22 protein-coding genes are annotated in these 24,901 nt (G+C 62.8%); 13 read left to right on the forward strand and 9 right to left on the reverse strand.

Translation table 11 applies throughout. The features are described 5' to 3' along the window. The gene (locus DFO48_RS06540) at window positions 1-1,374 is read right to left on the reverse strand and encodes a sulfatase (RefSeq protein WP_233506338.1); all 1,374 of its coding nucleotides are present in this window, start codon (window positions 1,372-1,374) and stop codon (window positions 1-3) included. Then, a complete protein-coding gene (locus DFO48_RS06545) occupies window positions 1,371-2,372 on the reverse strand; it encodes a tripartite tricarboxylate transporter substrate binding protein (protein WP_114862900.1) in 1,002 nt (333 codons plus the stop codon). The genes DFO48_RS06540 and DFO48_RS06545 overlap by 4 nt, the downstream gene beginning before the upstream one ends. 160 nt (window positions 2,373-2,532) lie before the next feature. Between DFO48_RS06545 and DFO48_RS06550 the strand changes: the two genes are divergently transcribed. From DFO48_RS06550 to lolD, 3 genes are all read left to right on the forward strand, one after another. Then, a complete protein-coding gene (locus tag DFO48_RS06550) occupies window positions 2,533-3,003 on the forward strand; it encodes a MarR family winged helix-turn-helix transcriptional regulator (protein ID WP_034349153.1) in 471 nt (156 codons plus the stop codon). 76 nt (window positions 3,004-3,079) lie between these two features. After that, window positions 3,080-4,333 carry a lipoprotein-releasing ABC transporter permease subunit gene (locus DFO48_RS06555; RefSeq protein WP_003076911.1) on the forward strand — a complete coding sequence of 418 codons (1,254 nt, stop codon included), beginning with the start codon at window positions 3,080-3,082 and terminating at the stop codon, window positions 4,331-4,333. Further along, a complete protein-coding gene (gene lolD, locus DFO48_RS06560) occupies window positions 4,326-5,015 on the forward strand; it encodes a lipoprotein-releasing ABC transporter ATP-binding protein LolD (RefSeq protein WP_114862901.1) in 690 nt (229 codons plus the stop codon). The genes DFO48_RS06555 and lolD overlap by 8 nt, the downstream gene beginning before the upstream one ends. Window positions 5,016-5,103: 88 nt before the next feature. On the opposite strand, the gene DFO48_RS06565 is transcribed toward lolD, so the two are convergent. Continuing rightward, on the reverse strand, window positions 5,104-6,528 hold the full coding sequence (locus tag DFO48_RS06565; RefSeq protein WP_114862902.1) for a methyl-accepting chemotaxis protein: 1,425 nt from the start codon (window positions 6,526-6,528) through the stop codon (window positions 5,104-5,106). Between the two features lie 169 nt (window positions 6,529-6,697). Here DFO48_RS06565 and DFO48_RS06570 point away from each other — a divergent pair, with 169 nt between their 5' ends. From DFO48_RS06570 to DFO48_RS06610, 9 genes are all read left to right on the forward strand, one after another. Beyond that, complete coding sequence (locus tag DFO48_RS06570) at window positions 6,698-7,519, forward strand: TatD family hydrolase (RefSeq protein WP_233506339.1); 822 nt, start codon at window positions 6,698-6,700, stop codon at window positions 7,517-7,519. Window positions 7,520-7,619: 100 nt separating this feature from the next. Further along, complete coding sequence (locus tag DFO48_RS06575; protein WP_114862904.1) at window positions 7,620-8,156, forward strand: DNA-deoxyinosine glycosylase; 537 nt, start codon at window positions 7,620-7,622, stop codon at window positions 8,154-8,156. 15 nt (window positions 8,157-8,171) lie between these two features. Continuing rightward, window positions 8,172-9,035: a spermidine synthase gene (locus DFO48_RS06580; RefSeq protein WP_114862905.1), complete on the forward strand. Its 864-nt coding sequence runs from the start codon at window positions 8,172-8,174 to the stop codon at window positions 9,033-9,035. A 67-nt stretch (window positions 9,036-9,102) separates the two neighbouring features. Continuing rightward, the gene (locus tag DFO48_RS06585) at window positions 9,103-9,465 is read left to right on the forward strand and encodes a FlxA-like family protein (RefSeq protein WP_034349146.1); all 363 of its coding nucleotides are present in this window, start codon (window positions 9,103-9,105) and stop codon (window positions 9,463-9,465) included. Between the two features lie 113 nt (window positions 9,466-9,578). Further along, the gene (locus tag DFO48_RS06590; protein WP_114862906.1) at window positions 9,579-11,381 is read left to right on the forward strand and encodes a GspE/PulE family protein; all 1,803 of its coding nucleotides are present in this window, start codon (window positions 9,579-9,581) and stop codon (window positions 11,379-11,381) included. Window positions 11,382-11,572: 191 nt separating this feature from the next. Further along, complete coding sequence (locus DFO48_RS06595) at window positions 11,573-12,061, forward strand: tripartite tricarboxylate transporter TctB family protein (RefSeq protein ID WP_114862907.1); 489 nt, start codon at window positions 11,573-11,575, stop codon at window positions 12,059-12,061. Window positions 12,062-12,076: 15 nt separating this feature from the next. After that, window positions 12,077-13,588, forward strand: coding sequence for a tripartite tricarboxylate transporter permease (locus DFO48_RS06600; protein WP_114862908.1), 1,512 nt, complete (start codon window positions 12,077-12,079; stop codon window positions 13,586-13,588). Between the two features lie 126 nt (window positions 13,589-13,714). Then, entirely contained in the window at window positions 13,715-15,022 is a 1,308-nt protein-coding gene (locus DFO48_RS06605; protein ID WP_034349041.1) for a DUF3422 family protein, read from the forward strand. Window positions 15,023-15,128: 106 nt separating this feature from the next. Beyond that, window positions 15,129-15,926 carry an SDR family oxidoreductase gene (locus DFO48_RS06610; RefSeq protein ID WP_034364634.1) on the forward strand — a complete coding sequence of 266 codons (798 nt, stop codon included), beginning with the start codon at window positions 15,129-15,131 and terminating at the stop codon, window positions 15,924-15,926. A gap of 69 nt (window positions 15,927-15,995) precedes the next feature. Here DFO48_RS06610 and DFO48_RS06615 read toward each other — a convergent pair whose 3' ends face one another. Next, on the reverse strand, window positions 15,996-16,895 hold the full coding sequence (locus DFO48_RS06615) for a DMT family transporter (protein ID WP_114862909.1): 900 nt from the start codon (window positions 16,893-16,895) through the stop codon (window positions 15,996-15,998). 150 nt (window positions 16,896-17,045) lie between these two features. Between DFO48_RS06615 and DFO48_RS06620 the strand changes: the two genes are divergently transcribed. Further along, window positions 17,046-17,861 (forward strand): DUF4743 domain-containing protein, encoded by an 816-nt coding sequence (locus DFO48_RS06620; RefSeq protein ID WP_114862910.1) that lies wholly within the window; start codon window positions 17,046-17,048, stop codon window positions 17,859-17,861. A gap of 13 nt (window positions 17,862-17,874) precedes the next feature. On the opposite strand, the gene DFO48_RS06625 is transcribed toward DFO48_RS06620, so the two are convergent. From DFO48_RS06625 to DFO48_RS06645, 5 genes are all read right to left on the reverse strand, one after another. Beyond that, a complete protein-coding gene (locus tag DFO48_RS06625; RefSeq protein WP_034349038.1) occupies window positions 17,875-19,539 on the reverse strand; it encodes a Na/Pi cotransporter family protein in 1,665 nt (554 codons plus the stop codon). Between the two features lie 68 nt (window positions 19,540-19,607). Continuing rightward, window positions 19,608-19,892: a hypothetical protein gene (locus DFO48_RS25120; RefSeq protein WP_147282728.1), complete on the reverse strand. Its 285-nt coding sequence runs from the start codon at window positions 19,890-19,892 to the stop codon at window positions 19,608-19,610. Window positions 19,893-20,188: 296 nt separating this feature from the next. Continuing rightward, on the reverse strand, window positions 20,189-20,704 hold the full coding sequence (lspA, locus tag DFO48_RS06635; RefSeq protein ID WP_114862912.1) for a signal peptidase II: 516 nt from the start codon (window positions 20,702-20,704) through the stop codon (window positions 20,189-20,191). 117 nt (window positions 20,705-20,821) lie between these two features. Beyond that, window positions 20,822-23,677 (reverse strand): isoleucine--tRNA ligase, encoded by a 2,856-nt coding sequence (gene ileS / locus DFO48_RS06640; protein WP_114862913.1) that lies wholly within the window; start codon window positions 23,675-23,677, stop codon window positions 20,822-20,824. 105 nt (window positions 23,678-23,782) lie between these two features. Continuing rightward, on the reverse strand, window positions 23,783-24,844 hold the full coding sequence (locus tag DFO48_RS06645) for a bifunctional riboflavin kinase/FAD synthetase (RefSeq protein ID WP_114862914.1): 1,062 nt from the start codon (window positions 24,842-24,844) through the stop codon (window positions 23,783-23,785). Window positions 24,845-24,901: the final 57 nt, after the last annotated feature.

Consider the following 24,901-nt stretch of genomic DNA (forward strand, 5'->3'; position numbering starts at 1 on the left):
TCACCTCGCGGGCATATTTTTCAGGGTGTAGACCAGGCTATAGCTCGCATCCTCGGCGATGGCGGGCATGCCGGCATTCCAGTCGTCCCAGCGCTGGCGCATGGCTTGCAGGCGCTCGGGCTGCTGTCCGGCCAGATTGGCACGCTCGCGCTCGTCCTGTGCCAGATTGAACAGGTATTCGTTGTCTTCCACGCGCAGGTATTTCCATTCGCCTTCGCGCAGAGCGCGCTGGTTGCGGTAGAGCATGCGCCAGTACAGCGGCCGGGCAAACTCCGCTCCGTCGGTGCGCAGCACGGGCAGCAGGGAGACGCCGTCCAGCGGGTAGTCAGGATCGGCGCTCACACCGGCTGCATCCAGCACCGTGGCCGACCAGTCCATGGTCATGCATGGCTGGGTGCTGCTGCGATGGGCCTCGATCACGGCAGGCCAGTGGGCGATCCAGGGCACGCGGATGCCGCCTTCGGTCAGGTCCATCTTGCCGCCCACGAGAGGCCAGCTGTCCGAAAAGCGCTCGCCGCCGTTGTCGCTGGTGAAGACGATCAGCGTGTTGTCGAGCTGGCCGTTCTTGCGCAGTGCTTCGACGATCCAGCCTATGCCCTCATCCATGTGATGAATCATGCGGCGGTACTGGTGAATATTGCCTCCCGCCAGATGCGTGATGCCCGCCCCCAACTGCTCGGCAGTCTCGCGGTCATCACGGGTTTCCCAGGGCCAGTGCGGCGCCGTGTAGTGAAGGCTCAAGAAGAAGGGGGAGTTGCCTTCGCTCATGCGGTTGACGAAGTCCACGCTGCGCTGGGATAGCAGGTCGGTCAGATAGCCTTCGTCGTGGTGCTCCTCTTCGCCCACCCACAGATCGTGCTGGCCCGAGCTGCTCAGATGGGTGAAGTAATCCACGCCGCCCGACATGGGGCCGAAGTATTCCTCATAGCCCGAGCGCAGCGGACCGAAGTGGGGAGGGTAGCCCAGATGCCATTTGCCTATCAGTGCCGTGCGGTAGCCCGCGCCCTTGAGCAGCGAGGCGACGGTGGGGACCTCGGGCGGAAGACCCAGCCTGGCGCCCAGCGGGGTGCCGCGCGTCTTGCTGTTGATGGGCTCCTCGGCCGCACCGCGCAAGCGGTATTGATAGCGGGCCGTGGCCAAGGCAAAACGCGTGGGCGAGCACACGGGTGAATTGGCATAGCCCTGGGTGAGCCTGAGGCCGTTGGCGGCCAGGCGGTCGAGCACCGGGGATACCGGACCGAACTCGGCATCGCGGCCGCCGTAGCAGCCCAGATCGGCATAGCCGAGATCGTCGGCGACGATAAAGATGATGTTGGGACGAGTCATGAAATACGGGTCGTTGTCATGGGGCTGATGGCTGGCGCAAGCGCTCATTCCATCTTCATGCCGGTGGCCTGGGCCAGTACCCGGTAGCGGTCGGCCAGGGCTTGAATGCGCTTGACGGCCGCATCGCCTGTCAGCCCTTCGTAGACCATGTCGTTGACACGCATGCGTTCACGCAATGTGCCGTCCTTTATGGCCTTCTCGAGGTGTGCCTGGATTTTCTGCACCAGCGGCTCAGGTGTGCTGCTGGGTACCCAGGCAGCGAAAAGCACTTCCTGCTGCAGCTCCTTGTGTCCCAGTTCGGTCACCGACGGGACTTCCGGCAGCAAGGGGTTGCGCTGGGCCGTGGTCACGGCCAGCGCCGTGATCTTTCCAGTGTTCACATGGGGCAGCATGGCGGTGGAGCTGATGACGCCGCCGTCCACCTCGCCCGAGAGCATCGCCAGCGTGGCAGGTGCATTGCCTTTGTAGGGCACATGGTTGACCTTGGCCCCGGTGGCGTAAGTCAGGATGCTGGAGGCCAGATGGCCGGGGGTTCCATAGCCGGCGGACCCCAGGGTCAGGCCCTTGTCCTTGCCGCGGGCGATGAACTGCTCCAGCGTCTTGATATTGGTTTTGGGGCTGACAGCCATCAGCATGCCTTGCGAGGCGAACACCATGACGGGACGCAGGTCGCCATTCTTGAACGGCATGCTTTTGTAGATCAGCGGGTTGACCGTGAAGCTCGTGTCCAGGCCGATCAGCATGGTGTATCCGTCGGCGGCAGCCTTGGCGACGTAATCGGCTCCTATATTGCCGCCAGCGCCGGTACGGTTTTCAACAACGAAGGGCTGCTTGGTTTCGCGCTGAAGCACTTCTCCGACACCGCGTGCCAGTATGTCCACAGCCCCTCCGGGAGCGAAGGCTGCTATCAGCCGAACTGGCTTGTGAGGCCAGGCGGCGACGGCGGCGCCATCGGCAGATTGGGCCATAGAGGCGAAGGTGGAGCAGCCCAGCAGCAGAGCCAGGCTGGTTTGGAGAAGGCGGCGGGGTGCAGTCAGGCGAGCCATGGAATCACTCTCTTGTCTGAGGGAAGAGCCGGCATTTGCGAAAATCCCCAGCACTCCCTTTTGTCTCTGTATTGGGAATGCCCACTGTAGAAGTGACTTCCACAATTGATCTAATCAACTCATCCCCGTGAATACCCGACAGCCCACCTCCATTCAGCAGATGCTGCTGTTTCGCATCAGCCGCTTCTTCGGTGTGGCGGGCGGCATGGCCATGCGCATGTGCGAGGCCCGCTTCGGCCTCACGCGTCGTGAATGGGGAGTGATGGCGACGCTGGCGACGGAGGAGGGTCTGCTGTCCTCCGAGCTGGCGCAGAAGGTGCAACTGGACAGGGCGCGCACCTCGCGGGCGCTCAGTGGCCTGGAAGAAAAAGGCTGGGTGCTGCGCAAACCTCTGGACGGAGACCGCCGGCGCGTGGCCATGTATCTGACCGATGAGGGACGGCGCATGTACGGTGTGATCCTTCCCGAAATGGTCAAGATTCATGCCGACATCGTGTCTGTCCTCAGCGATGAAGAGCTGGCCTTGTTTGACGGTCTGCTGGCCAAGCTCCAGTCCCATGCGGTGACGCTGGAGCAGCAGGAGCAATACGCGGATCTGCCGCGCATAGGGCGCAGCAGGCCGCCCCGATAGAGGGGGCGGGCAGTCAGATCGCATAAGGCTGGCGCCGCCGACAGGGCATTACCGGCAATGCCACAATGCTGGCAACATGCAATTTCCCTACGAACTGGCCGTGGGCTGGCGCTATACCCGAGCAGGGCGCGCCACACGCCGCAATGGCTTCATCTCCTTTATCTCGGGTGTCTCCATGCTTGGCATTGCGCTTGGCGTGGCGGCGCTGATCATTGTGCTGAGCGTGATGAACGGCTTCCAGAAGGAAGTGCGTGATCGCATGCTCAGCGTCGTCTCCCATGTGGAAATCTACGCCCCGCAGGGTGCACCTTTGCCTGATGTGGAGCGCACCATGCGCGAGGCCAGAGCCAACCCCGATGTGGTGGGGGCCGCGCCTTTTGTGGCGGCTCAGGCATTGCTGGCGCGCGGCGAGGATATGAAAGGCGCCCTGGTGCGCGGTATCGATCCGGCGCGTGAGGGCGAGGTGACCGATCTGGCGGCCACCAGCGGCGAGGTGCTCAAGCGTCTGGTGCCCGGCGAGTTCAAGGTGGTGCTCGGCATCGAGCTGGCGCGCAGTCTCGGTGTGAGCGAGGGCGATGTGATCACGCTGATCGCGCCCAGCGGACAGGTCACTCCGGCCGGCGTGCTGCCGCGCATGAAGCAGATGACGGTGGCCGGCACCTTCGATTCCGGCCACTACGAATATGACTCGGCGCTGGTGATGATGCATTACGAGGATGCGCAGCGCATCTTCCGCCTGGAAGGGCCGACCGGCATTCGCCTCAAGCTCAAGGATCTGCACGAGGCGCCGCGCGTGGCGCATGAACTGGCGGACACCTTGACGGATCGCTTGTTCATCCGTGACTGGACGCAGCAGAACAAGACCTGGTTTGCCGCCGTGCAGCTTGAAAAACGCATGATGTTCATCATCCTGACCCTGATCGTGGCCGTGGCGGCTTTCAATCTGGTGTCCACCCTGGTGATGAGCGTGCAGGACAAGCGTGCCGACATTGCCATCCTGCGCACCCTGGGGGCCTCGCCCTCGTCCATCATGGGTATCTTCATGGTGCAGGGCGCCATGGTCGGCGTCATCGGCACCTTGGCCGGCCTGGCGCTGGGGCTGGCGATTGCCTTCAATATCGATGTCATCGTGCCGGCCATAGAGCAGGCGCTGCATGCCAACTTCCTGCCCAAGGACATCTACCTGATCAGCAAGATGCCCAGCGAGCCGCAGTCTACGGACATCGTGCCGATTGCCGTGATTTCCCTGATTCTTTCTTTTGTGGCCACGATCTACCCCAGCTGGCGTGCCAGCCGCGTGAACCCTGCGGAGGCACTGCGTTATGAATGATGTTGTGATAGACCGGAGCGTGCTGGAAGCACGCGGCCTGACCAAGCGCTTTGCCGAAGGCAAGCTGGATGTGACCGTGCTGCAGGGAGTGGATCTGCAGGTTCAGGCGGGCGAGACGCTGGCGATTGTCGGCGCCTCGGGCTCGGGCAAGTCCACCTTGCTGCATTTGCTCGGCGGGCTTGATGCGCCCACCACCGGCAGCGTCAGCCTCATGGGCCAGCCCCTGCACCAGCTCAGTGCGCAAAAGCAGGGCGCGCTGCGCAACCGGCATCTGGGCTTCATCTACCAGTTCCACCATCTGCTGGCCGAGTTCTCGGCCCAGGAGAACGTGGCCATGCCGCTGCGCATTCGCCGCGACGCCAGGGAGGACTGCATGGACCGTGCGGCCGAGATGCTGCGTGCCGTGGGTCTGGGCCAGCGCATGGCGCATCGCCCAGCCGAGCTCTCGGGCGGGGAGCGTCAGCGCGTGGCGATTGCGCGCGCCCTGGTCACGCGTCCGGCCTGTGTGCTGGCCGACGAGCCCACGGGCAATCTGGACCGCGGCACGGCCGATACGGTGTTTGCGCTGATGCTGGAGCTGGCGCGCAGCCATGGCACGGCCTTTGTGATGGTCACGCATGACGAGGGCCTGGCGGCGCGTTGCGATCGCATGGTCAGGCTGGGGCAGGGGCAACTGGCCTGACCTACTGCCTGCAGACGGGCAAAGGCCCGGTCGCTGCCTGTGCAGCGCCGGGCCTTTTTCATGAAGTGCCTGGGGCGCTTTTCCCTTTTCAATAAGCGCCGACCGCCGCGTTCCGGATGGCGATCGTGGCCTGCTCTCGGGCCGAAGCCTGCAGCGGCACGGCAGGGCGCGGCTTGACCGAGCCATGGTTGGCCGAAACATCCTGCGCCGTCAGATCGTCGGTGACCTCGCGCAGCCTGGCGGACTGGGCCAGCGAGGTCTGCACCACCTCGCCCATGATCTGTGTGACCTGGCGCGAGGAGTTCACGATCTCTGCCATGGTGGTGCCGGCTTCGCGCACCTGGCTCACCCCCTGGGTGACCTGGGTGACTGAGGTCTGGATCAGCTGCTTGATCTCCTTGGCGGCTTCGGCGCTGTGCTGGGCCAGTTGGCGCACCTCATTGGCCACCACGGCAAAGCCGCGTCCCTGGTCGCCGGCGCGGGCCGCTTCCACTGCAGCGTTGAGCGCCAGCAGATTGGTCTGGAAGGCGATGGAGTCCATCATGCCGATGATGTCGCTGATCTTGCGCGAGCTGGCGCTGATCGATTCCATGGTGCTCACCACATCCTGTACGGTGCGGCCGCCGGCCTCGGCCACGCTGCAGGCTTCCTGGGCCAGCTCGTTGGCCTGGCGAGCATGGTTGGCGCTTTCGGTCAGACCTTCCACCGTGGCGCGCAGGGTTTGTGCTGCGGTCACGCGGCGTGTGATGTTGGTGGCGAACTTGACGACCTTGAAGGGCCGGCCTTCGGCGTCGAGTATGGGGTTGTAGCTGGCTTCGATCCAGACCTGGCGGCCGGCTTTGCCTATGCGCAGATACTGGCCGGCATCGTGATGGCCCAGGGCCAGCTTGTGCCAGAAATGCTGATAGGCCGGGGATTGGCGCTCGTGCGGCTGGACGAACATGCTGTGGTGTCTGCCCACGACTTCGGCGAGGGAGTAGCCCATGGTCTGCAGGAACAGATCGTTGGCTGTGAGGATGTTGCCGTTCAGATCGAACTCGATGATGGCCTGCACTTTGGCAATGGCTTTGAGCTGGCCGCGGGCATCGTCTTCATGCTGCTGCTGCTCGGTGATGTCGGTTGCGTACTTGATGACTTTGCGCGGCTGGCCCTGGCTGTCGAAGATCGGGTTGTAGCTGGCCTGCAGCCACACATCCTCGCCCTGGCTGTTGATGCGGCGGTAGCGTCCGCTGTCATGCAGGCCTGCTGCCAGGCGCTGCCAGAACTGGGCGTACTCGGCAGAGGCTCGGGTCTCCTCGTCTACAAACATGCGGTGATGCTGGCCGATGATCTCCTCGGCGCTATAGCCCATGGTGCGCAGAAAGTTGTCATTGGCCGTCAGCACGTGACCTTGCAGATCAAACTCGATCACGGCCTGCACCTGATCCAGCGCGGCCAGTTTGCCCTGCATATCGGCGCGCTGATGACTTTGGCTCAGGCGTTGCCAGAGCGTGCTTTGCAGAAGTCCCGTCATAACTTGCTCCTTTGGCCGATAGCGCAGGGCAGTGGGTAAAGTTGCTTAATGTTTTATTTGTTTCAATGTGTGAATCGTAGGACAAGACTGGAAACTGTCTGTAGTCACTTGACGTGTCATTGGCCGAGTCCGGACTGCGCAAGCTGCCCAGCCGATGCATGATGTGTGGATGCCAACCTGGATAGATACCCATTGCCATCTGGATGCGCCCGAGTTCGCACCTGATAGAGATGCCGTGCGCGCTGCTGCGCAGGCCGCAGGCGTTACGCATCTGGTTATTCCTGCCGTGCAGCGCAGCCACTGGCAGGACGTGATTGCGCTTGCCCATCGCCATGGCGACAGCTATGCGCTGGGCATTCATCCGCTCTACACGCCCGGCGCGCAGGAGTCCGATATCGCGGCCCTGCGCGAGTTGCTGAGCCAGCAGCGCAGCGACCCGCATCTGGTGGCGGTGGGCGAGATAGGACTCGACTTCTTTGTCCCCGGACTCGACGAGCAGCGCCAGATCTGGTTTTACGAGCAGCAGATCCGGCTGGCACGCGAGTTCGAGCTGCCCGTCATCCTGCATGTGCGCAAGAGCAGCGATCGTCTGCTCAAGACCTTGCGCCAGCACCGGGTTGCGGGTGGCATAGCTCATGCTTTCAACGGCAGCGCCCAGCAGGCGCAGGCCTTTATCGATCTGGGCTTCAAGCTGGGCTTTGGCGGCGCCATCACCTATGAGCGCGCGCTCAAGCTGCGCGAGCTGGCGGCCTGCCTGCCGCTGGAGGCGCTGGTGCTGGAAACCGATGCTCCCGATATTCCGCCGCACTGGCTCTACTCCACGGCCGAGCAGCGCGCGGCCGGCAAGCCTCAGGGGCGCAACAGCTCCGCCGAGCTGCCGCGCATTGCCGCGGAGATTGCGCAGCTGCGCGGCATGGGCATTGAGCAGCTGGCGCAGGCCAGCACGGCCAATGCACGCGCAGCGCTCTCAGGCCTGCCGGCATTCTTGTAGGCAAAACAGCAGCTGGCCGTTGAAGGGCAAGTGGCGGTTGCTCATTTTTTCGAATATCAGCCCAAGGGCCATGCCAAGCATGGCTGGGCGACAATAGGGCATGACCGAGGATTCTTCTGCCACCGTGACAGAGACAGGCCCGCGCTGGCAGGGGCTGGCGGCGGTGGCCGATGCGCGCACGCGGGCACTGGTGCTGGGCAGTTTTCCGGGCCTGAAATCGCTGCAGCTGGCGCAGTACTATGCCCATCCGCAAAACCAGTTCTGGCCTTTGCTGCAGGCCTTGTGGCCTCAGTATGCGCAGCCGCCGCGCACCGACTACGCGGGCCGCTGCGAGTGGTTGCTGGAGCGTGGCCTGGGCCTGTGGGATGTGTATGCAAGCTGCGAGCGCGAGGGCAGTCTGGACAGCGCCATTCGCTGCGCCCAGGTCAACGACTTTGCCGGGCTGCGCCAGCGCTGTCCTGATCTGCAGCTGGCATTGCACAACGGCGGCGAGAGCTACAAGCATGCCCGCCAAACCGAGGCGTTGGGGCTGACGGCGCTCAAGCTGCCATCGACCAGCCCGGCCAATGCCAGCTGGTCTTTCGATAAAAAACTGCAGGCCTGGCACCATGCGCTAGCGGCCAATGGCCTGCTTTGAAGATTGGTGTGAAACGTGATCCGTAAAACCCGTGGCGGTGCCAAATCCGCGCAAGACAAGAATGTGGCCAGCGTGCAGGAGCTGCCCGAAGTCAGCGTCTCCGACGATGGAGATATCCGCTATCTGCATCTGGGTACGCCCTGGGTGCAGGGCTCCATGCGCATTCGCGACCCTTTTGATATCGACCTGGAGTATGTGCAGCGCATGATGGGCTGGCTGCTGTTTGCCGAGCCTGCCGAAGTACCCCGGATGCACGCCATGCAACTGGGTCTGGGGGCTGCCGCCATCACCAAGTTCTGCCACAAGAAGCTGCGCATGAAGACCACGGCGGTCGAGCTCAACCCTCAGGTGCTGGCCGTGTGCCGAAGCTGGTTCAAGCTGCCTCCCGACAGCAGCACGCTGCAGGTGGTGCTGGCCGATGCAGCCAAGGAGATCAAAAAGACCGAATGGCAGGGCACGGTTGACGCACTGGCAGTCGACCTCTATGACCATGAGGCGGCTGCTCCCGTTCTCGACAGCGCAGAGTTCTATGCCGATTGCCGCAATCTTCTGACCGAGGACGGCATCATGACCGTCAACCTCTTTGGCCGCTCCTCAAGCTTTGACAAAAGCCTGGACCAGATGGCCCAGGCCTTTGGCGAGGACGCGCTCTGGGCCTTCCGCCCCACACGCGAAGGCAATACCGTGGTGCTGGCACAGCGCACACCGCGTGTTCTGCAGGGCGCTGAGCTGGATCTGGCCTGTGACCAGGTGCAGGCCCGCTGGGACCTGAACACCACGCGTTGGGCCAAGGTGTTCGTGCCGGCCCGTGATGCCGAGGCCGGCAGCAAGACGGCTAAAGCCAAGGTTGTCCGAATCGGCCGGGGTACAGCCGAATGATTGCAAAGCCTGAGCAAATTGATGGTGTCGGCCTTAAGGGCGGCGGTTTTCTGCCGATGATATGGTCATGACGATCAGTGCCATCTCCTCCAGTTCTGCCGGCTCAGCCTCTTCGGGGGCCGGCGCGGCATCGCGTATCCAGCAGCTGCAAAGGCAGATCAAGGATGCCACCAACGAACTCAAAGAAGTTGCCAACAGCGACGCTGATGCCAAGACCAAGGAGCAGCGGGCGCAGTTGCTGCAGACCAAGATCCAGATGCTGCAGGCACAGATCGAGGCCTTGCAGAATCAGCAGGCGCAGCAAGCCCAGCAGGCTGCTCAGCGTGGGACCGAAGCCGTCCAGCCAAAGCAGGAGGAAGCGGTGCAGAGCAGAAGTCGCAGCAATCCGGGTCAGGGCGGGCTGGGCGGTCTGCTGGACGAATACGCCTGAGCTGCATCAGACAAAGGGATAAAAGGCCTTCACCGCTCTCTTATGCACCGTCCTGATCGGGTGCATGGGCCGATGGCGGTACAGTCAAGGCAGTTTTGTTGCCATTGCCGCCCATGTCATTGACTGAATTCCTTCTGCCCCAGTCCATCAAGCCTGCTCAATACCAGGGTCCGCTGGACTGGCGCAAGCTGGTGCAGTGGCTGCAGGAAGACGCTGTGATCACGGCGCAGGAGGCCGAGCGCACGGTCGCGCGCTGCTCGGCCGCAGAGAGCGCGCAGCTGCCGCTGGTGCGGCTCGCCAATGTGGGTGTTGTCAGCGCACAAACGCGTCAGCCGCTGGATCTGGAGACCCTGACCCAGTACCTGGCACAGCGCAGCGGTCTGGCCTATCTGCGCATCGATCCGTTGCGCGTGGATGTGGGCCGGGTGGGCGAGGTCATGAGCGCCAGCTATGCCGAGCGTCACAAGGTACTGCCCGTGCAGGTGACCGCCAAGGAGGTGGTGATTGCCACGGCCGAGCCCTTCATCAGCGACTGGGTGAGCGAGGTGGAGCGGCAGGCGCGCCGCAGCGTGCGCTGCGTGGTGGCCAATCCGCAGGATATCAAGCGCTATACGGCAGAGTTCTTTGCCCTGGCCAAGTCCGTGCGTGCGGCAGAGAAAGCCGGTGGTGCGACCGGCGGCGCGAGCTTCGAGCAGTTGGTGGAGCTGGGCAAGAGCAACAAGCAGCTCGATGCCAACGACCAGGGTGTGGTGCGCGTGGTGGACTGGCTGTGGCAGTATGCTTTCGACCAGAGGGCCAGCGATATCCATCTGGAGCCCAGGCGCGAGCAGGGCGTTATCCGCTTTCGCATCGACGGCGTGCTGCATCCGGTCTACCAGATGCCTATGGGGGTGCTGAACGCCATGGTGGCGCGCGTCAAGCTGCTGGGGCGCATGGATGTGGTGGAAAAGCGCCGCCCGCTGGACGGCCGCATCAAGACGCGCAACCCGCGCGGCGAGGAGGTGGAAATGCGTTTGTCCACCTTGCCCACGGCCTTTGGCGAGAAGATGGTGATGCGCATCTTCGATCCGGAGAACACGGTCAAGAACCTGGATGCGCTGGGCTTCAGTGCCCATGACGCTCAGCGCTGGGAGGATCTGGTCAAGCGTCCGCACGGCATCATTCTGGTCACCGGCCCCACGGGATCGGGCAAGACCACCACGCTGTACTCCACGCTCAAGCGTGTGGCGACCGAGGAGGTCAATGTCAGCACGGTGGAAGACCCCATCGAAATGATCGAACCCAGCTTCAATCAGACCCAGGTTCAGCCCCAGCTCGACTTCGGCTTCACCGAAGGCCTGCGTGCGCTGATGCGTCAGGACCCGGACATCATCATGGTGGGCGAGATTCGCGATCTGGCCACTGCCGAGATGGCTGTGCAGGCTGCACTGACCGGCCACCTGGTTTTCTCCACGCTGCATACCAACGATGCACCCAGCGCCGTCAGCCGCCTGATGGAGCTGGGCGTGCCCTCCTATCTGATCAACGCCACCTTGCTGGGCGTGCTGGCCCAGCGTCTGGTGCGCACGCTGTGCTCCAGCTGCAAGGTGCGCGATGAAGACGCAAAGCCCGAGGATCTGGCCGAGTCGGTCAGGCCCTGGAAGCTGACCGGCAGTTACCAGCCCTACAAACCCATGGGTTGTGAGGACTGCCGCATGACAGGCTACCGCGGCCGCATGGGTCTGTACGAGCTGCTGATGGTGACCGAGGCCCTCAAGAAGCAGATTCACGATGCTCCATCCATGGACGTTCTGCGCCGTCAGGCAGTGCAGGACGGCATGCGTCCTCTGCGTCTGGCAGGGGCTTTGCGGGTGGCAGAAGGTGTGACCACCTTGCCTGAAGTGCTGGCCTGCACGCCGCTGATGAGCGAAATCTGAAAGTAAAGGTGCAAGTGCTTGCTTCTTTTTTTGCGTAGTAGAAAAAGGGCGGTACTGGTCTGGACTGAATGCGGTAAATGTGTACAAAACGTCGGCATTAGGGTATGCCCTTTGTAGGTGGAATCCACATCAATTTGGCATATCTATGAAACGAGAATCGCCAAGTCGTGATTTCCGTAAGGAGACGTTTTGTGAAAATCAAGAGCCAAAAAGACTTTTTCTCCGGTCTGATGTTCTTGGTCGTCGGTCTCGCATTTGCGATCGGCGCATCCAACTACACCATTGGCACCGGTGCCCGCATGGGTCCAGGTTACTTCCCTCTGATTCTGGGTGTCCTCATGGCCATCCTGGGTGCAGCCATCTGCATCGGCGGCCTGACCAAGGGCCCCGAAGGTGGTGACAAGATCGGCAAGTGGGCCTGGAAGCAGGTGTTCTTCATCCTGGCTGCCAACTTTGCCTTCGGCATTCTGTTGGTGGGTGTGCCGGCTCTGGGTATCCCCCAGTTCGGCCTGATCATTGCGATCTACGCTCTGGTCTTCATTGCCAGCATGGCCGGTCAGACCTTCAATCTCAAGGAAACAGCCATCCTGTCCACCATTTTGGCGGTCGGCAGCTATTTCGCTTTCGTGTGGGCGCTGAATCTGCAGTTCCCCGTGTGGCCTAGCTTCATCGCTGGCTAATCAGGAGCATCGTCCATGGATCTGATTCAGAACTTGTCGACGGGTTTTGGCGTGGCTTTCACGTTCCAGAACCTGATCTACTGCTTTGTGGGCTGTCTGCTCGGTACGCTGATCGGTGTGCTGCCAGGTATCGGCCCTGTGGCGACCATCGCCATGTTGCTGCCCGCCACTTACGCACTGCCCCCCGTGGCAGCGCTGATCATGCTGGCCGGTATTTACTACGGTGCCCAGTACGGCGGCTCCACTACTGCCATTTTGGTGAACCTGCCTGGTGAATCCTCGTCGGTGGTGACCGTGATCGACGGCTACCAGATGGCGCGAAAAGGTCGAGCAGGCCCCGCGTTGGCTGCGGCCGGTATCGGCTCCTTCTTCGCTGGTTGCGTGGGTACCGTCATCCTGGCTGCCTTCGCTCCTCCTCTGACCGAAGTCGCTTTCAAGTTCGGCCCCGCCGAGTACTTCTCGCTGATGACCCTGGGTCTGATCGGTGCCGTGGTGCTGGCTTCCGGCTCGCTGCTCAAGGCGATCGCGATGATCGTGCTGGGTCTGCTGCTGGGCATGGTCGGTACCGACGTGAACTCCGGCGTGGCCCGTTACAGCTTCGATATTCCCGAGCTGACCGACGGCATCGACTTCGTCGTGATCGCCATGGGCGTGTTCGGCTATGGTGAAATCATTGCCAACCTGTCCAAGCCTGAAGACGAGCGCGAAGTGTTCGCCGCCAAGGTGACCGGTCTGCTGCCTACTGGCGAAGACTTCAAGCGCATGCTTCCTGCCATGCTGCGCGGCACGGCCCTGGGTTCGGCCCTGGGTATCCTGCCCGGTGGCGGTGCCATGCTGTCGGCCTTCGCTGCCTACACCATCGAAAAGAAGACCAAGCTGAAGCCCGGCGAAGTTCCTTTCGGTCAAGGCAATATCCGTGGTGTGTGCGCTCCTGAATCTGCCAACAACGCCGGCTCTCAGACATCGTTCATTCCTCTGCTGACTCTGGGCATCCCCCCCAACGCCGTGATGGCGCTGATGGTGGGTGCCATGACGATCCACAACATCCAGCCCGGTCCTCAGGTGATGACCAGCAACCCCGAACTGTTCTGGGGTCTGATCGCCTCCATGTGGATTGGTAACCTGATGCTGATCATCTTGAACCTGCCGCTGATCGGCGTCTGGATCAAGCTGCTGACCGTGCCTTACCGCTGGCTGTTCCCGTCCATCGTGCTGTTCTGCGCGATCGGCGTGTACGGTACCAACAACAACGCATGGGACGTGTGGATGGTCGGTATCTTCGGTTTCATCGGCTATGTGTTCCACAAGCTGGGTACCGAGCCTGCTCCTTTGCTGCTGGGCTTCATTCTGGGCCCGATGATGGAAGAAAATCTGCGCCGTGCTCTGCTGCTGTCGCGTGGTGACTGGTCGGTCTTCGTGACGCGTCCCATCTCCGCCTGCCTGTTGGCTGCCGCCGTGGTGCTGCTGGTGATCGTGCTGATGCCTGCAGTGAAGAACAAGCGTGAAGAAGCTTTCGTGGAAGACTGATCGTCAACCTGATCGCTGATCATCGTTAAAGCGGCCCTTATGGGGCCGCTTTTTTTATATGAGGACCTTTGTTTCGGGGACTATGGATTAGGGCGGCAAAATAGCTGCAGTTATTCGAAAGATTGCATGGCCTTGTCTTTATTGCCCGCGCAGCACCCTCAGCGGGTCTTGCTGCACAACGAAATTCATGCCCGTCCTGCGGAAATCATGCAGGCCCCTCTGGCCATCACCCATATCGTGATGCTCACCGATGCGGCCCAGCGTGAAGCCAGCCGCGAGCATGTGGCCGCCCTGCTGCGCAACCACCATCGCCCTTTGCCCGATGCGGCAACCACCCATGTGCTGATCGACCTGGGTGCATTTCGTCTGCGTTGGGAGCAGCACACCGAGTTCGTGGCCTGGACCTTCACCACGCCCATGGCGCAGGCCGGTGTGGCTGATGTGCGCGAGCCCGAGACGGCCATCGACGCCGTGCCGCGCGACTGGCTGGCCGCCCTGCCGGGGCAGTGCCTGAGCAGTCTGCATCTGTGGGCGCTGAACGAGCAGGATGTGGACCCGCAATATCTGATGCGCCACATGCTGCAAGCCGATACTTTGGTCGGCTCGCGCGTCTCCGGCGGTGCGGGGGCCATCTATACCGACTTTGCGATTCACCCCGATGGTTTCTCGCGCATGCTGCTGCTGGCGGGCGCCGACCTGTCTCCGCGCCGCCTGGGTCGTCTGGTGCAGCGCGTGCTGGAGATCGAGACCTATCGCATGGCGGCGCTGCTGGGCCTGCCCGCCGCACGCAAGGCAGCAGCCGTGCTGGCCACGGCCGAGCGTGAACTGGCCGAGCTGGCCAATGCCATTCGCGCGGCCGACCGCGACACCGAACCGGCGCTGCTGGACCGCCTGACCCGGCTGGCCGGCCAGGTGGAGAGCGAATATGCGGCCACGCATTCGCGCTTCTCGGCCAGCTCCGCCTATTTCGAGCTGGTGGACAGGCGCATTCAGGAAATTCAGGAGACGCGGGTGGACGGTATCCAGACCATCCGTGAATTCATGGACCGGCGACTCACGCCTGCGCGTGCCACCTGCGAATGGGCGACACGCCGTCAGAATGCGCTGTCCGAGCGGGTCTCCCGTGTCAGCAGCCTGTTGCGCACGCGTGTCGAGATCGAGCAGCAGCAAAGCAGCCAGCAACTGCTGGGCACGATGAACGACCGGCAGGGCACCCAGCTCAAGCTGCAGTCCACGGTGGAAGGCCTGTCGGTGGCGGCCATCACCTACTACATCACCGGCTTGATCAGCTATCTGGCCAAGGGCGGGCAAAAGCTGGGCTGGCCCTGGTCGCCCGAGTCGACGGCGGCCGTGGCCATTCCTGTCGTGGCACTGGGCGTCTGGTGGTCGCTGCGCAGGCTGCACCACAAGCTGTTTCATGGTCGCAGTCATTGAGCATTGAATTGACTGCTGGTGCCTGAACAAAAAACGCTTGCAGCTATGGATTTTGATAGTGTCGGGCAGTTTGCCCGGCTTGGAAACTGTGTGAAAGGACACTGACATGGACTTTGGTATCTCCGGGCGCTGGGCTCTGGTCTGCGGCGCCAGCAAGGGTTTGGGTTTTGGCTGCGCCAAGGCCCTGGCCGAAGAGGGGGTGAATCTGGTCATCAACGCCAGAAACGCCGAGGCATTGCAGCTGGCCGTGCAGAAGCTGCAAGCCATTGCTCCTCAGATCAAGGTCATCGGTGTCGCTGCAGACATCACCACGCCAGAAGGTCGCACGGCAGTGTTCGAAGCCGCCGGCGGCCCGGGCAAGGACTACGACATCGTCGTGACCAACGCTGGCGGCCCGCCTCCCGGCGACTTCCGCACCTGGGATCGTGAGGCCTGGATCAAGGCAGTGGACGCCAATATGCTGACCCCTATCGAGCTGATCAAGGCCACGGTGGATGGCATGGCTGCGCGTGGCTTCGGTCGCATCGTCAACATCACCTCCAGCGCGGTCAAGGCACCCATCGACATTCTGGGCCTGTCCAACGGCGCGCGCAGCGGTCTGACGGGCTTTGTGGCCGGTCTGGCGCGTTCGGGAATTGCCGCCAAGGGCGTCACCATCAACAGTATCCTGCCCGGCAAGTTCGACACCGACCGTCTGGTGGCAACCCATCAGGCGGCGGCCAACAAGACCGGTCAGGACCTGGATGCCGTGCGCCAGGCTCAGGCCGCCCAGATCCCTGCCAAGCGCTTTGGCACGGCCGAAGAGTTCGGTGCCATCTGTGCCTTCCTGTGCAGCCGCCAGGCCGGCTATATGACGGGACAGAACATCCTGCCCGACGGCGGCCTGTATCCCGGCACTTACTGATCCGTGATCGAGTGCTGAAACGACAAAGCCCCGCAATGCGGGGCTTTTTTCTCGGGAGGGGGCAGCCGTTTATTTGCGGGACGACACGACGATGCCGGTCACGATCAGCGCAAACGCAAGCGCGTGATAGAGGTGTGGGGTTTCGCCGAGCACAGGAATCGACAGCAGGGCCGTGAACAGCGGAATCAGATTGCCGAAGAAGCCCGCAATGGCGGGCGTGGCGCGCTGCACGCCCATGCCCCAGAAGCGGTAGGCCAGAATGGCCGGGCCCACGGCGATGAACAGCAGGCTGCCGAGCAGCGGCCAGCCCGGCACCAGGCGGAATTCGCCCAGCAAGGCTTCTCCGCCCGTGAAAAGGCCGGACCACAGCAGACCGAAAACGATCTGTGCGAGCAAGAAGCTGGCCCAGTGCGATTTCACTTCCTGAGGGCCGCTGCTGCGCGACAGCAGCCAGGTGTAGAAGGCCCAGGCGATGGTGGCCAGCACCATGAAAAGGTCGCCGGGCACAAAGCGCAGGGCAAGCAGCGTCTGCCAGTCGCCGCGCGACATCACTACCGCCACGCCCAGCACGGACAGCAGGGCTCCGCCCATCTGCCGGCGGCTGACGCGAATGCCCCAGCACAGCCGGCCTATGGCCAGCATCCAAACGGGCATGCTGGAGCTCACCAGCGTCACATTCAGCGGGGTCGAGGTCTTGAGTGCCAGGTACAGCAAGGCGTTGTAGCAGCCTATGCCCAGTAGTCCCAGCAGCATGTACTGCCGCCACAGCGGCCAGATCGGACTGTCTTTGCGCAGCACCCGCCACGCCAGCGGCAGCAGCAGCACAAAGGCGATGCACCAGCGCAGGAAGTTGAGTGCAAAGGGCGAGATCAGATCATGAGCGAGGCGACCCACGATGGCATTGCCGGCCCAAAGTGCCGGAGCCAGGCTGAGCATGGCGACCGTGGCGGGTTTCAGGGGGGAATTCATGGGTTGTCACTGTAACGCGCGGCAACTGGCCTCTGGGCCTGCAGCACCCTGGGGCCGCGGCTGTTGCCGACAAACCGGCGATCCTCAATAGTGATGCAAGCCTTCCCGTTTTGAGAAGCTGAGCACAATGCAGTGCATGGGAGATTTTTCATGAAGCAGCAAACCACGTCGCTCCAGCAGCAATGGCTGCAGGCACAGCATGCCATGGCCAGCAGGCAGCCTCTGCGCCCGCGCCAGCCGCTGTGCATTGATGATCAGCAGATCGGCAGTATCGAGGAAGACTTCGCTAGCAAGCTGGGGGGGGAACTGCTGGCGGTGCATGAGGTCAACTTGCAGTCGGTTGCAGGGCAATGGCTTCTGACGGGAGAGGGCGGGGCGACCGAGAATCTGAACCGGCTGGCCCTGGCCATGCGCAGTGCCGGCCTTGCAGGGGCGTGGCGCAATGAACAGCTGGCGGTCTGCAATGCACAAGGCCAGCAACTGGCAACCGTCGAGCGTGGTGCCGTGCGGCCACTGGGCATCGCTACCAGAGCCGTGCATCTGGTGGGTGCCTGCGCGGATGGCGCGATCTGGGTGCAGCAGCGCTCGCAGGACAAGGCCAACAACCCCGGCATGTGGGATACCTTGATGGGCGGCATGGTCTCGGCGGCAGATGGTCTGGCCGAGGCGCTGGCGCGTGAAACCTGGGAGGAGGCCGGTCTGCATGTGGCGGAACTCGGCGAGCTTCGGCACGGCGGAAATGTGATTTTTGCAAGACCCAGCGACGAGGCAGAGGGGCAGGGTTATATGGTCGAGCGCATAGACTGGTTCTCGGCCCTGGTGCCCGATGCACTGCAGCCTGTGAATCAGGATGGCGAGGTGCAGCGCTTCGAGCGGCTGGAGCTGACCGAGGTCCAGGGCTGGATGCTGCAGGGCCGTTTCACCCCCGAGGCCTCCCTGGTGCTTGCCGCCTACATGGGCTGGTAGGGCGGCAGAGCAGTTAGCGCTGGCTCTCCAGTGCGGTGGGCTTGAGCCGGCTGGGCGCCAGGGCTCCGGCCTGTTCCAGAATCGGGTAGGCCACCGAGCACAGCAGCGAGTTGATGCGCTTGAGGTCGCTGATCATGTCGATATGCAAAGAGCTGGTCTCTATGCTGGAGACCGTGTGCTGGGACAGGCGCTCCAGGTGGGTGGCCGAATAGGCCAGTTCCAGATCGCGAAAGCGCGCTTTTTCCTCGAGCAGCTTTTGCGCCTCGCGCACATTGCCGTTGAGAAAGACGCTCATGGCCAGGCGCAGATTGTCCAGCAGATGCTGGGTCAGCTCGTGAATCTCCAGCTTGCCGGCGGCCGAGAACTGGCGGCCCTTCTTGATCTTCTTGTCTTCCAGATCCAGCAGCACGCGCTCGATGATGTCGCCGATCTGCTCCATATTGATGGTGAAGCTGATGATTTCCGTCCAGCGCTGACCTTCTCGCTCGTCGAGTTCGGCGCGCGAGATCTTGGTCATGTAGTACTTGATGGCTGAGTACAGGTCGTCCACCGTGGATTCCAGGTGACGCACTTCCTCGGAGAGCTTGGCATCGTCGGTTTCGGCCACTTTTTGCAGGCCGATCAGCATGGACTCCACCACGTCGGCCTGATGCAGTGACTCGCGCACGGCACAGGTGATGGCCAGCGAAGGAGTGGACAGGGCCGAGGGATCCAGGTGACGTGGGCGCAGCAGCTTGGCCGCGCTTTCTTCCTCGGGCTTGGGCAGCATTGCCGTCACCCAGCGGGCCACGAGCTGGGTCAGACCGATAAAGCACAGGCTGTTGAAGACATTGAACGCCAGATGGAACATCACCACGTTCTGGCCGGCGTTGGGCAGATACGGCTGGGCGTACTGCGACCACAGTCCGATAAAGGGGGCGACGATGGCCACGCCCATGATCTTGAACAGCAGATTGCCTATCGTGACCTGGCGCTCCTCCACCGCCGATTTGGCGGTGGTGAGCGCCGCGACCAGGCCGCTGCCCAGGTTGGCGCCCAGGGTCAGGCCCAGAGCCACATCCAGCGGAATGGCACCGGAGCTGGCCATGGCCGCAATCAGCAGCACCACGGCCAGGCTGGAGTAGGCCAGCACGGCCAGTACCGCGCCCAGCAGCAGCTCCATGAACAGATCGCTGCTGACCGAGGCCAGCAGGGTGCGCACGGCAGGGGCCTGCAGCAGGGGCTCGGTGGCTTCCACCACCAGGCGCAGGGCCAGCAGCATCAGGCCCAGGCCGATGAGCACGCGGCCGATACGGCCGGGCTTGGAATCCTTGCGCGAGATATAGAGCACCACCCCGACAAAGATGAACAGCGGCGACAGCCAGGAGAGGTCGGTGGAGAAAAGCACGGCCATCAAGGCCGTTCCCACATCGGCACCGCGCATCACGGCAAGGGCCGAGGGCAGGGTGATCAGACCCTGTCCCACAAAGGACGAGGTCATCAGCGAGGTGGCAGTGCTGGACTGAACCAGGGCTGTGACGCCCATGCCGGAAAGCGCCGCAGACAAGCGGTTGCTCATGCTGCGGGCAAGAATATTGCGCAGGTTTGCGCCGAAGACCTGCAGAACGCCGGTGCGAACCATCTGAGAGCCCCAGATCAACAGGGCAATGGCTGCTAAAAGATTCAATAAATGCTTCATGTTCTGCCCGCGAAGGAGCGACCTAATATACCCCTGAGTGAGGTCGGTCTGCCTGGATGACTCACTCTTCACGCACAAATAAGTGCGAAATAAGGAACACAATAGAACAAAAACGAATTATTAGAAACATCGTTTCTACGGATGAGATTTCGGAGATGACCGAGTTTTTCGTATATCTGTATTGCGTTCGATGCTATTGAAAAGGCGGGTTCATGATTCCTGCCATGCCCGGCGCCGCTGCGGTGGGCTTCCTTTTGATGCTGCTGCCAGCCTTGGCGGCTGTGGCATTTGCGGAGCGGCCAGCCCAGGCCGCCGCTGCGCATCTGGCAATGGGTGGTGGTATTGCTGTCCATACCGCCCATCTCAACGCTGCCGGGGCCGGCGCAGATTGCGTGGAGCGACTAGCGACTAGCGGCAGGCGCAGCAGATGGCCGAGCAAGAGCCGCTGACGCATATCACGCTGGCTCGCCCGTGGTCCGGGGCCACATCACCTTGTCTACACGGGCAACCATATTCAGCGCGATATGCACTGAAAGTGCTGCCGAGCCCCCGACGAGTCGGCCGAATCCGGCCACAGCGGGGCGCAATGAGCAAGGCCCGCTGTCTGCTAGAGAGACAGCGGGCCTTGCCGATGAAAAGCGGCTGGCGCTTACACGCTCTGGTTCTTGGCGCGTTTTGCGCGCAAGAGCTCATCCAGGATCAGCAGTATGGCGCCCAGCGTGATGCCCATGTCGGCCACGTTGAAGGCCGGAAAATGGCTGCTGCCCCAGTAGAAGTCCAGAAAGTCCACCACATAGCCGTGCTGCAGGCGGTCCACCACATTGCCGATGGCCCCGCCCAGAATGCTGGACAGCGACAGGCAGAACATCTTTTCGCCGGGGTGCTTGCGCAGCTGCCAGACGATGAGCACGGTGGCAATCGCGCCGATGGCCACGAACAGCCAGCGCTGCCAGCCGCTGCCTCCCGCAAGAAAGGAGAAGGCAGCGCCCGTGTTGTGCGCGCGCACGATGTTGAAGAAGCTGGTGATGGGAGTCCAGTCCCCATACTGGTAGTGGCTCAGAATCATCTGCTTGGTGATCTGATCCACGCCGATGATGACAAGCGCCCACAGCAGCCAGGGCCAGATACGGCCAAGGCCTGCGGAGGAGGTCTGGGTGTTGCTCATGGCAGCTCTTTGCTAAGGTTTTTTGATAGCGGTTAGCGCTTGGTTCAAAAGGATTTCAGCAATATTTAATGCTGAAAATGGCTGCCAGCATGCGCTGGCAGCTCACTTTTTGATGAATCAAGCCTTGGTGCGAACCTCGCCCGTGCCGTGCAGATTGCTGTCGCAGCGGCCGCAGATCGAGGGGTGCTCGGGGGTCACGCCCACGTCTTCACGGTAGTGCCAGCAGCGCTCGCACTTGGCGTGCTCGCTGGCCTTCACGGTAGTGGTCAGGGCATCGCCGGCCACGGCAGTCGCTGCCGAGGTGATGAAGACGAACTTCAGGTCGTCCTTGAGGCTTTGCAGCAGGGCCAGGTCTTCGGGCTCTGCCGTGAGCGTGACTTCGGCCTGCAGGGAGGAACCCACAGCGCCGGTGGTACGCACCACTTCGATGTCCTTGTTGACCAGGTTGCGGATCTCGCACAGGCGCGTCCACTTGGCCAGCAGGCCTTCGTCGCCGGCGGGCAGCTCGGTGAACTTCTCCAGGAAGATAGATTCGCTGTGACCCACGATCTTCCAGGCTTCCTCGGCCGTGAAGGACAGGAAGGGCGACATCCAGCGCAGCAGCGCCTGGGTGATCTGGTAGAGCGCGGTCTGGGCCGAGCGGCGTGCCAGGCTCTTGGGGGCGCTGGTGTAGAGACGATCCTTGAGCACGTCCAGGTAGAAGCCGCCCAGGTCTTCGGAGCAGAACAGCTGGATCTTGGCGACCACGGGGTGGAACTCGTAGACCTTGTAGTGGGCCAGGATCTCCTGCTGCAGCTGGGCCGAGCGGGCCAGCGCGAACTGGTCGATCTCCAGCATCTCGCCGTAGGCCACGGCGTCCTTGCTCGCATCGAAGTCGCTGGTGTTGGCCAGCAGGAAGCGCAGCGTGTTGCGGATGCGGCGATAGGCGTCCACCACGCGGGCCAGGATCTTGTCGTCGATGCCCAGGTCGCCCGAGTAGTCGGTCGAGGCCACCCACAGGCGGATGATTTCCGCGCCCATCTTGCTCGACACATCCTGCGGGGCCACGGTGTTGCCCAGCGACTTGGACATCTTCTTGCCCTGGCCGTCCACGGTGAAGCCGTGGGTCAGCAGGCCGCGGTAGGGCGCGCGGCCGAAGATGGCCGATGCCAGCAGCAGCGAGCTGTGGAACCAGCCGCGGTGCTGGTCGTGGCCTTCCAGGTACAGATCGGCCTCGGGGCCCTTGTCGTGGTGGTGCTCGGGATGGGTGCCGCGCAGCACATGCCAGAAGGTCGAGCCCGAGTCGAACCAGACTTCCAGAATGTCGGTGCTCTTGGTGTAGTGCTTGGCTTCCTCGGCACCCAGGATCTCTTCGGTGCTCACGCGGCTCCAGGCCTCGATGCCGCCTTGCTCGATCATGGCCGCTGCCTGGTCGATGATCTCCATGGTGTGAGGGTGCAGAGCGCCCGTGTCCACATGCAGGAAGAAGGGGATGGGCACGCCCCAGCTGCGCTGACGCGAGATGCACCAGTCGGGACGACCGGCGATCATGGCGCGCAGGCGGTCCTGCCCGTTTTGCGGGTAGAAGTTGGTCTGCTCGATGGCGTCCAGCGCGATCTGGCGCAGGGTCTTCTCGGGCTTTTGCGCGGGGTCGGTGAACACGCCTTCGCCTTCGTCCATGCGGATGAACCACTGGGCGGCAGCGCGGTAGATGACGGGCGTCTTGTGGCGCCAGCAGTGCGGATAGCTGTGGCTGATGGTGGTGGTATCCATCAGGCGGCCCGCGACCTTCAGGGCGTCGAGGATGACAGGCACGGCCTTCCAGATATGCTGGCCGCCGAACATGGGCAGATCGGCCGCGTACACGCCGTTGCCCTGCACGGGATTCAGGATCTGCTTGTAGTCCATGCCGTTGGACATGCAGCTGTTGAAGTCGTCCACGCCATAGGCAGGGGCCGAGTGCACGATGCCGGTGCCGTCGTCGGCGGTGGCGTATTCGGCCAGGTACACGGGCGAGATGCGGTCAAAGCCCTTGTCCACATGGGCCAGCGGGTGCTTGAAGGGCATGTGGTCGAGCTTTTCGCCCTTGGCAGTGGCGAGCACGCGGCCCTCCAGCTTCCAGCGCTCCAGGCATTTCTCGACCAGGGCGGAGGCCACGATCAGCAGGCCGCGCTCGGTCTCCACCAGGCTGTATTCCAGGTCGGGGTTGACGTTGAGCGCCTGGTTGGCGGGAATCGTCCAGGCCGTCGTCGTCCAGATGACGATGAAGGCTTCCTTGTCGAGCTTGTCCAGGCCGAATGCCGCGGCCAGTTTGGCCGGCTCGGCTGCGGGGAACATCACGTCCAGCGTCTGGCTTTGCTTGTCGGCGTATTCGATCTCGAACTCGGCCAGCGAGGAGGCGCAGTCAAAGCACCAGTACACGGGCTTGAGGCCGCGGTAGACAAAGCCACGCTCCATCACCTTCTTCAAGGCGCGCAGCTCGGCGGCCTCGTTGGCGTAGTTCATGGTCTTGTAGGGGTGATCCCAGTCGCCGAGAACGCCCAGGCGCTTGAAGTCCACCATCTGCTGCTCGATCTGCTCGGCGGCAAAGGCGCGGCTCTTGGCCTGCATCTCGTCGCGCGGCAGATTGCGGCCATGCAGCTTCTCGATGGCGTTCTCGATGGGCAGGCCGTGGCAGTCCCAGCCCGGTGCGTAGAGCGCGTCGAAGCCTTCGAGCTGGCGGCTCTTGACGATCATGTCCTTGAGGATCTTGTTCACCGCATGGCCGATGTGCAGCTTGCCGTTGGCGTACGGAGGGCCGTCGTGCAAGATGAACTTGGGCGCTCCGCTGCGGGCGTCGCGCAGCTTCTTGTAGATGCCCTTGTCGTCCCATTCCTTGGCCCAGGCGGGCTCGCGCTTGGGCAGGTCGCCGCGCATGGGGAAGGGGGTGTCGGGCATGTTCAGCGTGGCGCGGTAGGCGGACGCTTCGGGCTTGTTGGACTTCGAATCAGACATGGGAAACCTTGAAAGCAATGCAATGCCCGGGCAGTTCTGCCTGGGCGTGAATGGTGAGGTGAGCGCCAGTGCGCTGCTGCGCCTGGGACGTGCGAGCAGCGAGCTTCAAATTCGGTCGCGCGTGGTCTGGCGACGGGTCTCTGTGTGCGACGAGGTGTGAGACGGTATGTGGGCCGAGGCGAAAAACGCGCGCGCGTCATCGCAGTCCTTGGCGATGCCGACCGTCAGGGCATCGAGACTGTCATACTTCAGCTCGTCGTGCAGTTTGTGCAGAAGTTCCACGCGGATGATTTTACCGTAGGCACCTTCTCCACCCAGCCGGGCGGGCCAATCGAAACAGTGGGTCTCCAGCAGCACCCGGCCGCCGTTGATGTCGCTGGGGTCCAGCGAGGGGCGCACGCCCAGGTTGGCCACGCCTTGCAGCGGTTGGTCCGTCAGCCCGTGCACCAGCACGGCAAAGATGCCGCTGGCGGCAGGCTTCCAGTGGTCGAAGCGCAGATTCAGCGTGCGAAAGCCGTCCTCGGCTCCGCTTTGGGATTCGGCCAGCTTGCGGCCCAGCTTGCGGCCATGAACCACATGACCCGAGATGCGGTAGGGGTGGCCCAGCAGCTTGGCGGCCTGCTGCATGTCGCCGGCAGCCAGCGCCTCGCGCACGGCCGTGCTGGAAACGCGCAGGCCATGGACTTCATAGCTATTCATGCGGGCCACATCAAAGCCCAGCGCCTGGCCGGCGTTGTCCAGCATGGCGTAGTCGCCCGCGCGCTTGGCACCAAAGCGGAAGTCATCGCCCACCAGCACGTACTTGGCACCCAGACCCGAGATCAGCACATCCTGAATGAAATCTTCGGGGCTCTGGCTGGCCAGAGCCTGGTTGAAGGGCAGGATCACGACCTGATCGACACCGCAGACTTCGAGCTGGCTGAGCTTGTCGCGCAGCGTGCCCACGCGGGCCGGGGCCATCTCGGGCTTGCCCAGCTTCTTGGCAAAGTAGTCGCGCGGGTGCGGCTCGAAGGTCATGGCGCAGCTGGGAATGCCGCGCTGGGCCGCCTCGGCCTTGAGCAGGCCCAGCATGGCTTGATGTCCCCGGTGTACACCATCAAAATTGCCAATAGTCACAGCGCAGGCCGGAGCCAGGCCGGGATGATTGATACCGCGAAAAATCTTCATGGGCTGCTTTGTTATTTGTAGCAACTGGCGCCGATGCATGCGACACAAGCCGTCAAT

Source organism: Comamonas sp. AG1104 (assembly GCF_003350425.1).
GTDB classification, from domain to species: Bacteria; Pseudomonadota; Gammaproteobacteria; order Burkholderiales; family Burkholderiaceae_C; genus Comamonas; species Comamonas testosteroni.

What these genes read in the sequence shown, in the direction of transcription:
- DFO48_RS25120 (WP_147282728.1), bottom strand. Translation starts at nt 19,892, where the DNA reads ATGGACAGCAATACCACCACCCATTGCCAGATGCGCAGCGGCGGCCTG.
- ileS (WP_114862913.1), bottom strand. Translation starts at nt 23,677, where the DNA reads ATGTCTGATTCGAAGTCCAACAAGCCCGAAGCGTCCGCCTACCGCGCC.
- DFO48_RS06565 (WP_114862902.1), bottom strand. Translation starts at nt 6,528, where the DNA reads ATGACGGGACTTCTGCAAAGCACGCTCTGGCAACGCCTGAGCCAAAGT.
- DFO48_RS06625 (WP_034349038.1), bottom strand. Translation starts at nt 19,539, where the DNA reads ATGAAGCATTTATTGAATCTTTTAGCAGCCATTGCCCTGTTGATCTGG.
- DFO48_RS06540 (WP_233506338.1), bottom strand. Translation starts at nt 1,374, where the DNA reads ATGAGCGCTTGCGCCAGCCATCAGCCCCATGACAACGACCCGTATTTC.
- DFO48_RS06610 (WP_034364634.1), top strand. Translation starts at nt 15,129, where the DNA reads ATGGACTTTGGTATCTCCGGGCGCTGGGCTCTGGTCTGCGGCGCCAGC.
- DFO48_RS06575 (WP_114862904.1), top strand. Translation starts at nt 7,620, where the DNA reads ATGACCGAGGATTCTTCTGCCACCGTGACAGAGACAGGCCCGCGCTGG.
- DFO48_RS06600 (WP_114862908.1), top strand. Translation starts at nt 12,077, where the DNA reads ATGGATCTGATTCAGAACTTGTCGACGGGTTTTGGCGTGGCTTTCACG.
- DFO48_RS06545 (WP_114862900.1), bottom strand. Translation starts at nt 2,372, where the DNA reads ATGGCTCGCCTGACTGCACCCCGCCGCCTTCTCCAAACCAGCCTGGCT.
- DFO48_RS06550 (WP_034349153.1), top strand. Translation starts at nt 2,533, where the DNA reads ATGCTGCTGTTTCGCATCAGCCGCTTCTTCGGTGTGGCGGGCGGCATG.
- lspA (WP_114862912.1), bottom strand. Translation starts at nt 20,704, where the DNA reads ATGAGCAACACCCAGACCTCCTCCGCAGGCCTTGGCCGTATCTGGCCC.
- DFO48_RS06590 (WP_114862906.1), top strand. Translation starts at nt 9,579, where the DNA reads ATGTCATTGACTGAATTCCTTCTGCCCCAGTCCATCAAGCCTGCTCAA.
- DFO48_RS06570 (WP_233506339.1), top strand. Translation starts at nt 6,698, where the DNA reads ATGCCAACCTGGATAGATACCCATTGCCATCTGGATGCGCCCGAGTTC.
- lolD (WP_114862901.1), top strand. Translation starts at nt 4,326, where the DNA reads ATGAATGATGTTGTGATAGACCGGAGCGTGCTGGAAGCACGCGGCCTG.
- DFO48_RS06615 (WP_114862909.1), bottom strand. Translation starts at nt 16,895, where the DNA reads ATGAATTCCCCCCTGAAACCCGCCACGGTCGCCATGCTCAGCCTGGCT.
- DFO48_RS06585 (WP_034349146.1), top strand. Translation starts at nt 9,103, where the DNA reads ATGACGATCAGTGCCATCTCCTCCAGTTCTGCCGGCTCAGCCTCTTCG.
- DFO48_RS06555 (WP_003076911.1), top strand. Translation starts at nt 3,080, where the DNA reads ATGCAATTTCCCTACGAACTGGCCGTGGGCTGGCGCTATACCCGAGCA.
- DFO48_RS06645 (WP_114862914.1), bottom strand. Translation starts at nt 24,844, where the DNA reads ATGAAGATTTTTCGCGGTATCAATCATCCCGGCCTGGCTCCGGCCTGC.
- DFO48_RS06605 (WP_034349041.1), top strand. Translation starts at nt 13,715, where the DNA reads ATGGCCTTGTCTTTATTGCCCGCGCAGCACCCTCAGCGGGTCTTGCTG.
- DFO48_RS06620 (WP_114862910.1), top strand. Translation starts at nt 17,046, where the DNA reads ATGAAGCAGCAAACCACGTCGCTCCAGCAGCAATGGCTGCAGGCACAG.